8 protein-coding genes are annotated in these 13,519 nt (G+C 53.5%); 5 read left to right on the plus strand and 3 right to left on the minus strand.

What is annotated here, in order from left to right; translation table 11 throughout:
- A partial coding sequence (locus R3C20_25970; GenBank protein ID MEZ6043954.1) for a pyridoxal-phosphate dependent enzyme occupies positions 1-539 on the plus strand: 539 nt, incomplete at its 5' end.
- Positions 540-730: 191 nt separating this feature from the next.
- On the opposite strand, the gene R3C20_25975 is transcribed toward R3C20_25970, so the two are convergent.
- Positions 731-4,489: a PSD1 and planctomycete cytochrome C domain-containing protein gene (locus R3C20_25975; GenBank protein ID MEZ6043955.1), complete on the minus strand. Its 3,759-nt coding sequence runs from the start codon at positions 4,487-4,489 to the stop codon at positions 731-733.
- Between the two features lie 247 nt (positions 4,490-4,736).
- Between R3C20_25975 and R3C20_25980 the strand changes: the two genes are divergently transcribed.
- Positions 4,737-6,158, plus strand: a complete 1,422-nt coding sequence (locus R3C20_25980) for a tRNA modification GTPase (GenBank protein MEZ6043956.1) — start codon at positions 4,737-4,739, stop codon at positions 6,156-6,158.
- 18 nt (positions 6,159-6,176) lie between these two features.
- Here the strand turns inward: R3C20_25980 and R3C20_25985 are convergent, their stop codons facing one another.
- Entirely contained in the window at positions 6,177-6,434 is a 258-nt protein-coding gene (locus tag R3C20_25985; GenBank protein MEZ6043957.1) for a hypothetical protein, read from the minus strand.
- A gap of 518 nt (positions 6,435-6,952) precedes the next feature.
- Positions 6,953-8,545 carry a diguanylate cyclase gene (locus R3C20_25990; protein MEZ6043958.1) on the minus strand — a complete coding sequence of 531 codons (1,593 nt, stop codon included), beginning with the start codon at positions 8,543-8,545 and terminating at the stop codon, positions 6,953-6,955.
- Between the two features lie 607 nt (positions 8,546-9,152).
- Here R3C20_25990 and R3C20_25995 point away from each other — a divergent pair.
- The 3 genes from R3C20_25995 to R3C20_26005 all read left to right on the plus strand — a co-directional run bounded on the left by R3C20_25995 (position 9,153) and on the right by R3C20_26005 (position 13,384).
- A complete protein-coding gene (locus tag R3C20_25995; GenBank protein MEZ6043959.1) occupies positions 9,153-10,526 on the plus strand; it encodes a dipeptidase in 1,374 nt (457 codons plus the stop codon).
- Between the two features lie 182 nt (positions 10,527-10,708).
- Complete coding sequence (gene serS, locus R3C20_26000) at positions 10,709-11,983, plus strand: serine--tRNA ligase (protein MEZ6043960.1); 1,275 nt, start codon at positions 10,709-10,711, stop codon at positions 11,981-11,983.
- A 150-nt stretch (positions 11,984-12,133) separates the two neighbouring features.
- On the plus strand, positions 12,134-13,384 hold the full coding sequence (locus R3C20_26005) for a sialidase family protein (protein MEZ6043961.1): 1,251 nt from the start codon (positions 12,134-12,136) through the stop codon (positions 13,382-13,384).
- The last annotated feature ends 135 nt before the right edge of the window (positions 13,385-13,519 follow it).

Here is a 13,519-nt window from a genome sequence, read left to right on the forward strand (position 1 = left end):
TCCTGAAAAAGACAGGAGCCACTTTGATTCACCCTTTTGATAATCCCGATGTGATCGCAGGGCAGGGCACTGTCGCTCTTGAACTTCTGTCACAACTGAATCGCATCGATGCCGTCATCTGTCCTGTTGGAGGCGGGGGGCTACTTTCAGGAACGTTGACCGTCATCAAAACACTGCGGCCTGATGTCGCAGTCTATGCCGCAGAACCCGAATGGGCGAATGACTGTGCTCGAGGAATGAAGTCTGGTCGAATCGAGCTGAATGACCGATTCGACACGATTGCCGACGGATTGCGAACACCTCTTGGTCAGCTGACATTCCCAATCATTCATTCACTGGTCGATGATGTCCTTCTGGTGGACGAAACTTCCATTATTACCGCTACGCAAACGATCAAAAGAGAATTGCGAGTGGTGGCGGAACCATCCGGTGCAGTCCCATTGGCTGCCATCATGCAGCATCGCGAACTTTTTTTGGGCAGGCACGTTGCCGTTATTATCTCGGGCGGAAACATTGACCCAACCAGTCCTGCCGCCTGATTGCAGATTCACATCTACAAACGGGCTTGTGGAAACCGGGTTGCCGGCGAAAATGTCAAACCCCGTTTCAGTCAAATGTGAGGGACAAGTCTCGCGATAATTGACGAAGGTCCTGAGATTCAGTTTTGAGATTCAGACGAATCTGCCGCACAGTTGAACCGCCTTCAGTTCCCACACGACGTACCAACCAACTACGGTCGAGTGACAAATTCATCGACCGCAAACAAGGCCCTTGCAATAGTCATCCAGGCAGCAACTTCCGTATGGTCAACGGCGGCCGGGATTTCACCTGAACGCCCCAGCAGATCATCGACCTGCTGCCCGTTAGACTGAAATCGCTCCCGCTGCTTCTGCAGGAAGAGATTGAGGTCCGCCAACTCAGATTTCTCCGGAACGCGCGTCAGTACTCGTCGGAAGAGCATTTCCAGTCGAATTGAATCGAGGTCCGGATGACTCTCAGTGGCAGGAAGATCCGCCAGAAGATGAACGGCAGCGTGCTTTGCAAGATCCACAAACATGACATCATTCATCAATGTCAGTGCCTGCAGAGGAGTATTTGATCGGTCTCGCTGAGCGATGCAGGATTCACCACCAGGGCCATCGAAGGTCGTCACCATTGCGAATGGTGCCGTGCGTTTGATCATGGTGTAAATACTTCGTCGATAGCGATCTTCTCCTCCACTGACATTCCATTTCGGGCTGCCAAAAGCCACTTCTGTTATGCCCGCCGGCTGCAGAGGCATAACGGGCGGCCCTCCTTTTTTCAGTGAAAGAACCCCGGAAGCGCTCAACACAGAGTCACGAATAATCTCCGCCTCCAGCCTCAGCCGGGGCATATAGGTCAACAATCGATTTTGCGGATCGCTCACTGCTGCGTCGTGCCTGTATACTGAGGCCTGCCTGTAAGTGGAGCTGCTGACAATCCTCCGATGCAATGACTTGATCGACCATGCATCATCCTGCACAAATGTAACCGCAAGCCAATCCAGAAGTTCAGGGTGATCCGGAGGCGATCCCTGCAATCCAAAGTCATCGACAGTCTCTACGATGCCGCGACCGAAGAAGGTAGCCCAGTGGCGATTAACAACCACTCGCGATGTCAGGGGATTCTCAGCACGAACGATCCACCGAGCAAACTCGAGCCGGTTCGCAGGCTGGTCGACCGGCCAGGAATGCAGAACGTCTGGCGTGCCCGGCGTGACCGATTCTTCCGGTTGTAAATACTCTCCGCGATGATGACGAAATGTGGGTCGAGGATGATTCTCCGGGCGTTCGCTGAACACAAGAGTCGACATCGAATCCGGACGCCGTTGCAGATTCCGAATCTGTTCCACTGGCTCGCGCAGTTTCGGCGAATCGAACAGGAACTGCTGAAACAGACGGTTCTGGTCCTCCACGCTCAGATCACTCAAAGGGGCTCGCAAAAGCTCCTCAATGTCTGAGGCGTAGTCGGTCGCTTTGGGACCATGTTGCGACTGACAACCTGAAAACCGGAAGCGTCCCAGAGAACTGGCGAAGTGCCGACCGAATGACATTTGGATACGGATCGGTTGACCTGCCTCGATCGGCTCCTTCAACTGAAAAACGGCGACATGCCTCTCTCCCTGCCTGCCGTGCACAGACCAGCCGGTCTGAATATCCCCATCAATGGCTTCCTTTGCAGTGGCCGGATTGTTGCCAAAACGATTCTGGGCATAGGTTTCACTGGCGTCTTCAATGGAGTGTTTTCCGTTAGCCGAAAAGACTTCGAACTCGGTCAGAAAAAAATCACCCAGAGTTCCCTCGTAGTACGTCGAGCCGGGACCTCGATTTGGTAAACGTTCATCCGGTAACGCCTCGAGCCGAATTGCAGTCACGACATGGTCTGCAGGAGCCAGTGTGATTTGATAGTCGTCTCGCTTCGCCGTATCGCCGGACGCGAAGATGGAATCGTCTGATTCGATCGTCAATATGGGCAGATTGGAGGTTGCAGAGGTAGGATGGAGGATTGCCCAGCTCACTGCATTGGCTCTGGCCTCCTTCAGCCAGTCGTCATACGACGTCTGGATGGATGCCTGACGACGCTGCTCAATTTCATCTGCTGACAATTGTCGCGCCAGATCGATCTGAAAATCGCCGATCGAATGTGAACTACCATGCTGTTGAGACAGTGAAACCACAAGCTGTAGCTGAGCGTCCTGCCCCACGGCCAACTGTCGAACTTCGCTGACAGCGGACTGCTTTAATCGAAACGACGCTTCAACGTCTTTCGGAATTCCCTTCGGTCCATGAAGCCCCCAACCAGTGGATGAATCACCATCGAATGAACGTGCGAGCTCATAACCAGACTGTTCGACCGTCGACGTGGCGGATTCAATCGGAAGTTCAATTAAACGGACATTGTTGTCTTTCGGCTGGTCGAGCTGTGATGTTGCAGTGATCAGCTTTGCCTGAACCTTGATTTCACTTAATACAAAATTGCCGCCGGAGGAATTGCCCGGGCCCGGACGGCGGCCCCGTGTTCGGAAGTGCAAATTCACTGTGTCGAAATCAATTGTCTCCGGAGTCAGCCGGACGACATAGGTCGGTCGATCGGGTAAATGAGAAGGGGCAGGCGACAGCCAACTGTCATCAAGTTGTCGAATCGAGGCTGGTCCCGACTGTGGGGAAGCATCATCAGGAGAAATGTCCGGCGAATTGATCCCGGAATCTGCTTGAGAAGCACCCAGCGCATCAGCTTTTATCAACGTTGCCGGGATCGACACACTCGAGACCACCGGCCATTTGTCGGCAAGATTCCGAGTTAATTCTTTCGCTTTTGCAATACGTTTTTTCCACTCGTCGTCCAGAGAGGCATCGGCCAGTTCCAGCGATGGCTCATCAGCATTGTTCAGAAACGCCATCAGCCGATAATAGTCCGAGTGGGTGATTGGATCGTACTTGTGGGTATGGCACTGGGCGCATTGAAGCGTGAGTCCAAACCACGTCGTTCCTGTGGTGGCAACGCGATCCGTCATTGCATGGAATCGAAACTCCAGTGGATCGATGCCCCCTTCTTCGTTGAGCATCGTATTTCGATGAAAACCGGTGGCAATTTTTTGCGATGTCGTTGCATTGGGAAGCATGTCACCGGCCAGCTGTTCAATCGTAAACTGATCGAACGGCATGTCAGTATTGATCGCATCAATGACCCAGTCACGATAAGGCCAGATGGAACGGGGTCGATCTTTTTCGTAGCCATTCGTGTCTGCGTAGCGGGCCAGGTCCAGCCATCGACGAGCCCATCGTTCGCCATATTCCGGGCGAGACTGCAAGTTGTCAATCAGCTGACGCCAGGCAAGTTCATCGACTTGAGATGCTTCTGCGGAAACGAGGCGACCAGCCCACTCATCGGCTTCCTGAACAGTCGGCGGCAGACCGATGAGATCGAGCCAAACGCGCCGGATCAGCGACATGACGTCAGCTTCTCCCGAGGGCTCGACCCCGTTTCTCGCTTGCGTTTGATGCAGGAAGCGATCGATCTCATTCCCGTCAGATTTCCCGAACGCGTCTTCAGGAACGGGTGGTTTGACCGGTGCAATAAATGCCCAATGCTGTGACCAGTTCGCGCCGGACTGAACCCATTGAACCAGCAGTTGTTTCTGCTGATCCGTCAGTTGCTTCTTCGCGTCTGCAGGAGGCATTTGTAAATCAGCATCATGCGACAGAATCCGCTGGATCAACTCACTGCCATCGACATCACCAGGGTTCACAATGGAATATCCATCGCGTTGCTGAAAGAGTCCATTTTGTGTGTCCAGTCGGAGGTCCGCTTCACGCGTCAAATCGTCTGGACCGTGGCAATGAAAGCAGGCATTGCTGCGGATCGGGCGAATATCCCGCGCGAAATCGGGGGCGTCTTTGGCATCAGCCCGCGAAATGGCCACGGCTGTTGTAACAATCGTCACAATTTGCAACAAGATTTTCTGCATTCGTCCCGCCTGCATCACTGTCTTACTGACTGGCTCTCACGGATTTGCCGAACCGCTGTGGTGACCGAATCACCGGTTTTGGCATCTTCAACCTACCAACAAGCAGCATATCAATTCGATGGCAGGCCATCATCCCGGCGATCGAAAGAGGCCTTCGCGACAGGATGCACTGTTGAGGAAGCTACGTTATCATGGGCCAACTCGCTGCCACCAGGAACTGTGTCCGCCTTTTGCCCGCCGATTTTCAATGCCACTCCTTCTCGATGATACCATCGCAGCCATCGCCAGCCCACCTGGTGCCGCCAAACGGGGCATCATTCGAATCAGTGGCGACCAGGCAATCACGCTCGCACTTTCAGGATTCACGATCCGCGACAACGGCGGCGTGGCTGGGCGTCACGGGGATGGTATTGGAGCGGAGAAACATGTACTACCCTATCGACTGGAAGGATTTCTGCGAATCGACGCACTGGGGCACGCGATTCCATGCTCCGCCATGGTCTGGCCGACGAGGCGAAGTTTCACTGGCCAGCCGATGGCCGAACTGCACCTTCCAGGAGCGACACCACTCATGGATGCCGTGTTGGAGGATAAACTGCGTCTTGGTGCGAGAATGGCCGGGCGAGGTGAATTCACTATGCGTGCATTCCTGGCCGGAAGAATTGACCTGATACAGGCCGAAGCCGTGTTAGGTGTGATCGATGCAACAGATCACGCTGAACTCCAGCAGGCGCTCACCCAACTTGGTGGAGGAATTACCAAGCGTCTTTCATCAGTGCGGCAGAATCTGATTCAACTGCTCGGAGATCTTGAAGCAGGACTTGATTTTGTTGAGGAGGACATTGAATTCATCACCTGCAGTCAGATCCTTGAGCGACTCGCATCCGCACTCGATGTGATTCAAACTCTCTCAAAGGACTCCAGCAATCGACTCCCCTCCGGCTACCGTCGGCGGGTCCTGCTGGCCGGGATCCCAAACGCAGGTAAGAGTACGCTGTTCAATCATCTGGCTGGCAGCCAGAAAGCCATTGTATCTCCGATCGCCGGAACCACTCGGGACTACCTTCTGGCCAGCGTGATACTCGGAAAGACCCCCGTTGATTTGATCGACACCGCAGGCTGGGAAGTCAGCGTCGATACGATCATGCAAACGGCACAGCAAAAACGGGGTCAGCAAATCGAATCTGCGGACCTGATCGTCTGGTGCACACGAGCGGATATTTCTCCACAGGAGCTCGAACTGGACACGTTGCTGCGTCAACAGCTGGACGCTCATCCGGTGCCGGTACTGCATGTATGGACCCAGGTCGATCGAAACTCCGGAACGAAATCTTTTGAATCAGCGCCCTGCACGCCCCGGCTGGAAATCAGCGTTGCTGAGGGCAGGGGGGAACGTCAACTTGTTGATGCAGTTGAGAGCCAACTGCTTTCAGCAACCTCGTCCCGCGGCGAGTTGCTTGGAAGCACAGCCTCCAGATGCCGTGATTCACTTCACAATGCTGCAACCGCGCTTAAAACAGCGATCCATGCGACCCAGTCAGGGGCCGGCGATGAACTCATCTCCGTTGAAATTCGACACTGCCTGCATGCAGTTGGAATGATTCTGGGGGACGTTTACACGGACGACATCCTCGATCATATCTTCAGCAGCTTCTGCATTGGCAAATAGGCACTCCGTTCCGGTACCCTACTCACCAGAGACGACTGAAACCGGTTGCAATTCACGGACGACCGTACCACAGCGCCGAACCTGCGTTACGAGATGAGAGCGTTCTGCCGCAGATTCAGCAAGCGAAATTGCCTCTTCCCACGTCCGAAATTCTGCGATGTAGATCCAATCCGCTTCTGTCTTCACCCGCACACTATACTCAGGGGCATCCCCTCGCATTTCCTGCTGTCGGGGAGCTTTGTTTGCGGACTCACTGCCTGTGGATGTACCAGCCATGATTGCTCTCGCAGTTTCCTGATCCGGACTTTTGATGCATAAGCACCGCCGACACAGAATGCGCTCGGCGATGTATTATCTAACCCTAGTTCATGCATGCCATTCGCGTCCTGTTTTTCAGGACTAACGTGCATTTCGTAGCCGACATCCTTCAGAAAATGTGTCCGAAAACATGAACACGAACTCACAGCGCACCAAAACCATAAACGCGGCAATACCAGAACCAGAGTCTGGTATTACCGCGTTCGTCAGAACAGAGATTCACACGTCTTGCTGAGAGCCGAATGGAGAAAAGCAACACGAAGTTGCTGGCAGACCTAAAAGCACTTGCAGTCCTGGAAACCGGCGAATGCCAATGCCATTGGCGACTGCAAATCGCATCTACTTTCAGCCGTCAGTTGAAAAAATCGGCACAGGCACGCAGGACGACTGGAAACCGTCGTGTCTTCAGGTCTCCTGCTCGAGCCAGTCCCGTTGTTCAACAGGCTGTCAGGTTAGGTTATCGCCCGATTTGAACCTTAATTGTTTGATGGTGAGGAAGCGACCATTGCTGTTCGGGGCCGCAACTCGTCCTTCGAACTCAGCGCAAGTCCATCATCGAACTCCGCGACACAGAATCGATTTCGCCCGGACCGTTTTGCGTCGTACATCGCTGCATCGGCCGCCGCAAACAGGCGTTCCGTAAATTCAGCCGGGTCTTCATTGACCGTCGCTTCACATAACCCAACGCTGATCGTCACCGGAATGGTCGCGGTGCCAATGTGAACAGGCAGTTGTTCGACCGTTTTCCTCATTCGTTCCCCAATCAGATTTATGACATGGGGACTGACATTATCCAGCAGGACGACAAACTCCTCACCGCCATATCTACCCAGCAAATCGACATCGCGCAGGCAATGCTGAAGGGCCTCAGCAACCAGTTTCAGGACCTGATCGCCTGCCTGATGGCCGTATGTATCATTGATTTTCTTGAAGTGATCGATGTCAACAACACCCATCCCAAAAGAATGGCCTCTCAATCGATGAACTGCAGCTCTCTCTTTCATCTGAGCCACCAGATAGCCTCGATTGTATACGCCCGTGAGTACATCGATTCGCGATGCTCGAAGCAGATCCGCAACCCGACGCTTCAACATACCGTTTTCTTCGAGCAATTGGTCCGGCACTTTCTCATTGGCCTCTGGCTCCGTTGCCATCGACGATATCCGAGAGAGTTGATCCAGTGCTTCCTGAAGAATATCCGCGACAGGCGGCACCTTTCGCGGATCGACCTCAAAAAGATCGGCAGTAGCTTCAATGCGATCCTGGATCATCTGAAGCAAGTCTTCCGATGTCATCTCCACTGGAAGAGCGAGGTCGTCGAGACACTCCTCGAGCTCAACAATTGATACTCCCTGACTCTTGTCACAGAGCAAAGATGCAATGGCATTCGCTGTCCGGGTGATTTTTACCAGACGACTGTCTGAATCAGCCGGTTCCGGACTGTCGGGCGTCTGATCAATCGCCAGAATTGCGGACACACAACGAACGGGCAGGCCAATCTGGCCCAGCATCACCGACGACATCTTGTGGTGAGTGAGTCCAAACTCTGCCAACTCCAGTGCAGTAAGCGGTACTCCTTCGTCGGCAGCTTTATCCAGTAGCGGCACATAGCGAGCTGGTTCAGCTCGTAACATGGCCAGCTTACCAACACCGGATAGCAAACTCGTTGTGTAGCATTCCGATTTGAGTTTCGGCGATCCAAAATAACTCCCCAACATTTCCGATGCCGTCGCCTGAACGAAGGATCGCAACCAGAACTGTTTGAAGTATGACGCATGTTCACCGGGCTCGATTGACTGTCGAGCAAGGGAGAAGCTGAGAACTAATGGTGCAACACTGTTCCGCCCCAGCAACGTCGTGGCGCGCTTAACATCGCTCACGTCGCCCATATTTCCGTATTGAGAAGAATTAGCCGCCTTCAGCAGCCGGGTTGAAATAGCCGGATCTTTACGAATGACCGAAGCAATCTGGTCAATCGAACTGTCCGGATCATCAAACAATCGTAAGACCTCGATTGCGATCGTAGGCAGCGTTGGCAATTTCAAACATCGTGAAAGATCGATCGTCATGGTGCGTCAGGTACCTCTGAGGTCAAATCACTTACGTCGTGATCAAAACGAAATAGATTTCTCCACTCACGTGAAACGAAATATGAGTCGGCCTGCATACTCACTACTCCGCAGCCCCCGCTAGATGTATAGGTCACCAACATTTGATCAGAGTCCACAGTTTTTCGATGGAATGGAAGAGTTCTGATCTTACCATGGGTAGTACCGCGAACTTCTGATCGCTTTTCCCACCGACACCGCCGAAACCGCTCATTACCAAAATGCATGCTGGTAACCCGCTACATCTACCTGTTCATCTGGGAACCGGATAATCGATCGCCTGCTTCGCGCTCTTGCCCACTTTGCGACAGGAATTCCCTCAATCTTTCCGCGGGAAGACCAGCACCCGAACGACCCGCGCGTTCCGCATACGTGGAATCAGGTAGGTGAAACCGGCACGGGGCATCGCCCGCCACGCCCTGCAGTCAATCAGCCCGTCAGACCTGGACCTGCATCCCTGCACTGAGTGAAGTGGGAATGGCAGTCGATTCACGCATTCCGGGGATCTGATACATTACTGTCCTGATACAGACTGCCCCGGAGTTCATGGAGAGAAAGCAACATTACAATGCAGGACATTCTCAAACATATTGATTCGCAGAAGCCCCAGACACTGGATCAGTTGTTCGAATTTCTGCGCATCCCGAGTGTCAGTGCAGATTCGGCCTATGCTGGCGATGTCAGGCGTTGTGCGGAGTGGGTACGGGATGCAATGGAACGTGCGGGTCTGAGCGCAGAAGTGATCGCGACTGACGGACACCCAATCGTTTACGGAGAGCGTGTTCAGGATCCAGCACTTCCGACAGTGCTGGTCTATGGTCACTACGACGTGCAACCTCCGGATCCGCTCACTCTCTGGACGACTCCGCCCTTTGAACCACAGATTCGCGATGGAAAGATCTTTGCCCGCGGTGCCACTGACGACAAGGGTCAGGTTTTTACTCATTTGAAGTCCATCGAAGCCTGGATGCAGATTCGCGGCAGCCTGCCCGTCAATTTGAAATTCGTGATTGAGGGTGAAGAAGAAGTGGGCGGCGAGAACCTGGACCACTTCCTCAAAGAAAATGCAGATCGCCTGAAGGCAGACGTATGCGTTGTCAGCGACACCAGCCAGTATGGTGATGGAATCCCGGCGATTACCTACGGACTACGAGGAATCATCGCGGCGGAAGTACGTCTCACCGGACCATCGAAGGATCTGCACAGCGGAATCTACGGTGGCAGTATTGCAAACCCGGCAAACGCACTGGCTCGAATGTGCGGGACACTTGTCGGAGATGATGGACGCATCCGGATTCCAGGCTTTTACGACGATGTCATTCCGTTGTCGGACGAAGAACGCCGGCAATTTGCAAAACTTCCATTCGAAGAAAGTGTTTTCCTCAGTGAAACCGGATCCAGTGCAACATTCGGCGAACAGGGATTTTCAACTCTTGAACGACGGTGGACACGGCCGACCTGCGACATTAACGGCATCGTCAGTGGTTATTCGGGTGAAGGCCCCAAGACAATTATCCCATCGGCTGCAATGGCAAAAATCACGTGCCGTCTCGTTCCGGGAATGAAGCCTGAGAAGGTTCTGAAATCACTGGAGCTATACCTCCGCGATCAGTGTCCTGCTGGCATTGGTTTCCAGTTTCTTCCGTTCCACGGCTGCGAAGCCTTTGTGTTTGATCCGACCAGCCCATGGATTTCAGCGGCAGGCGAAGCCGTTGCTGAAGCGTTTGGGCAGCCGCCTGTTTTCATTCGTGAGGGGGGATCGATTCCGGTGGTACTCAGCTTCAAACAGATTCTGGGAATCGATACTCTTCTGCTCGGATGGGGCCGCAATACAGATAATCTGCATAGTCCGGATGAACATATCCACGTCGCAGATTTCGAGCGCGGCGTACTGTCGAGCGCTTGGTTGTGGCAGAAACTCGGTGGTGTAAAAACAAGCTGATTCCGAATCTCTGCCATCAGTCTTCCAATGTCCGGAGTATCGCCCAATCAGTGGACGAGACAAAAACCAGACAAGGATTTGTCTGCAGTGCCAACGCTGCCGGACCGATCTCCAGTGGGTCCGAACCACTCAATAATTCCATGAACCCAAACATAAACAACGTCGGCTGAAGGAGTGCTAACATGCTGGATCTGCAGTTCATCTGCGATCATCGCGATGAGGTTGAGCAGAATTGTCAGAACCGTGGAGTTCAGGTGGACATCGCGTCCATCGTTCGGCTGCGTGATGAACGCAGTTCGCTGATCACCCATGGCGATGAGCTGCGGCGCCAGCAGAAAGAGCTCTCTGCTCAGATTCCCAAAGCATCCGCCGAAGAACGCCCCGCGCTGATTGAAAAAGGCAAGCAGCTGCGTGAGCAGGTTGCTTCTGCTGAAGAAAAGCAGAAACTGGTCGAAGAACAACTTCGTTCAGAACAGTCACGCGTTCCGAACATGACACACCCGGACGCTCCTCTCGGAGGGGAAGACGACGCGCGAGAGCTGCGTATTGTAGGCAGCAAACCAGAATTCGATTTCAAGCCACTCGATCACTTCGATCTGGCAGCAAAGCTCGATCTCATTGACTTCGAAGCTGGTGCGCGTGTTGCCGGACACGGTTTTTACTACCTCAAGAACGATGCCGTCATGCTGGAAATGGCGCTCGTTCAGTTCGCATTAACCAAGTTGCGCAGCAAAGGATTCACGCTGTATACGACACCGGATCTGGCCCGGGATTCTGTTCTTGAAGGCATTGGGTTCAATCCGCGTGGTGACGAAACTCAGATCTATTCTGTCGCAGACTCCGACCTGAGCCTGGTTGCCACCGCCGAAATTACTCTCGGCGGCGCACTAAAGGATCAGACCATTGATCTGGCTGATTTGCCAATCAAGTGCTGCGGCCTGTCCCACTGTTTCCGAACGGAAGCCGGCGCGCATGGTCGCGCAACACGTGGCATCTATCGCGTCCACCAATTCACCAAGGTGGAGATGTTTGGATTCACAGCCGGCGACGTGGCTGCATCAGATGCACTACATCAGGAAATCGTCGCGATCGAAGAAGAAATCTTTCAGGAACTCGGCATCTGTTACCGCCTGATCGACACAGCAACCGGTGACCTCGGCGGCCCCGCCTATCGCAAGTTTGACCTGGAAGCCTGGATGCCAGGGCGCGGAGAAGCTGGCGAATTCGGTGAAGTCACGTCGGCATCAAACTGTACCGACTATCAGGCACGTCGACTGGGGATCCGTTATCGCAGCCCGGAAAAGAAAGGAACGCAATTCGTTCACACATTGAACGGTACGGCCATCTCCTGCGCCCGTGCCATCATCGCCATCATGGAAAACTACCAGCAATCAGACGGTACAATCGCAGTCCCTGCGGTTCTTCAACCCTGGGTCGGTAAAAAAGTCATCGACTAGTTTCCTGTCAGCGTCTCTAACCTTACGCTAACACCACACAAAAGCCCGAAGCAGCCTGCCTCGGGCTTTTTTGTTGTGGGACTGTATCACACAATTCTCCTGCGAATGTCTTCCTGCAAATGCCAGGCACTAATCAAAGGAACGAGTACCGTGAATTTCAGGACTCTTCAAGCTCTGCGGACCACCTGCTTACTGATAACTCTGGTGAATCATCCCGGCATTCGGGCGGATGAAGCATCGCCCCTGATCCAGTCCATTTCCCGGGAGGTTGTCTTCAGCAACCGTGATGGCAGTGGCACCACCTGGTTTCACCCTCGAGTTTGCATGCTCCCCCAGGGAAATGGCGAGCCTTTGGCATTGATGACGCTGCAGGAGATCGGTGGCTCCGATTACTTTGGAACAGTGCACTGGTCCATGTCGCGGAACTTTGGACGCACATGGAGTCAACCTGAACCGATTTCTGCATTCGCCCGGGAAGTCGTAGCGGGGCGAACAGACGGACTCACAGCAGGTGTTTGCGATGTCGTTCCGGAGTATCATCCGGAATCAGACACGGTCCTCGCGCTTGGTCATGTGGTTTTTTACAAAGGGGATTACTTCGCCCGAAAGGAGCAGCTTCCAAGGTTTCCCGTTTACGCGACCCGATCATCGGATGGAACCTGGTCTTCCCGGCGTATTCTTGAATGGGATGATCCCCGCGGAGCTTATATTTACACCAATAACTGTGGCCAGCGCATCACATTACCCAATGGCGACATTCAAATGTCGCTCACGTTTGGGCCTCAGGAAACAGAGCGACTTGTTGCAGGGGTGCGTGCCAGCTACGACGGACAGGAACTGAGAATTCGCGATGTGGGACCGCCAATGGCCAATCCGCATGGACGAGGATTGCTGGAACCAAGCGTCACAAAATTTAGAAATCAGTTCTGGATCACAATGAGAGCCGAAGACAACCATGGCTACGTTTCCACAAGCAATGACGGATTGCACTGGGATGAGAAACAAGCCTGGAGCTGGGATGACGGAACAACCATCGAAATGTCAACAACTCAACAACACTGGCTCACGCACAGCGATGGGTTGTATCTGGTCTACACTCGAAAAGACGAATCAAATATCAACGTCATACGCTGGAGATCGCCTCTTTGGGTTGCCGAGGTTGATACGAAGAGGCGGTGCCTGATCAGATCCACGGAACAGATTTTGCTCCCGTTGGCAGGTGATGGAATCCAGGCTCCGGAGCAGGTTGCTTTGATGGGCAACTTTCATGTGACAAATGCTGGTCCGCATGAGTCATGGATTACCGTGGGTGAGTGGATCAGAGCCAAAGGAAACACAGGCGACGTTCTTCTTGCTCGCATCCGATGGTCTCGACCCAACAAGTACTTCCAGCTCAAATAAAAACCAGATGTGCTGACTGCACTGGAGCATGCACAAAATGATCATGGGGTCAACTATCCGGGTGGGCCGGCAGCCCTTCCGCACGAAGCTAGCTGTCCGTCGAAAAACCGGGACAAGCACGCAGGAGGACTGGAA

The organism is Planctomycetaceae bacterium, from assembly GCA_041398825.1.
GTDB lineage: Bacteria > Planctomycetota > Planctomycetia > Planctomycetales > Planctomycetaceae > F1-80-MAGs062.

Coding starts and splice junctions, on each gene's coding strand:
- R3C20_25975 (MEZ6043955.1), bottom strand. CDS start 4,489: ATGCAGAAAATCTTGTTGCAAATTGTGACGATTGTTACAACAGCCGTG.
- R3C20_25980 (MEZ6043956.1), top strand. CDS start 4,737: ATGCCACTCCTTCTCGATGATACCATCGCAGCCATCGCCAGCCCACCT.
- R3C20_25985 (MEZ6043957.1), bottom strand. CDS start 6,434: ATGGCTGGTACATCCACAGGCAGTGAGTCCGCAAACAAAGCTCCCCGA.
- R3C20_25990 (MEZ6043958.1), bottom strand. CDS start 8,545: ATGACGATCGATCTTTCACGATGTTTGAAATTGCCAACGCTGCCTACG.
- R3C20_25995 (MEZ6043959.1), top strand. CDS start 9,153: ATGCAGGACATTCTCAAACATATTGATTCGCAGAAGCCCCAGACACTG.
- serS (MEZ6043960.1), top strand. CDS start 10,709: ATGCTGGATCTGCAGTTCATCTGCGATCATCGCGATGAGGTTGAGCAG.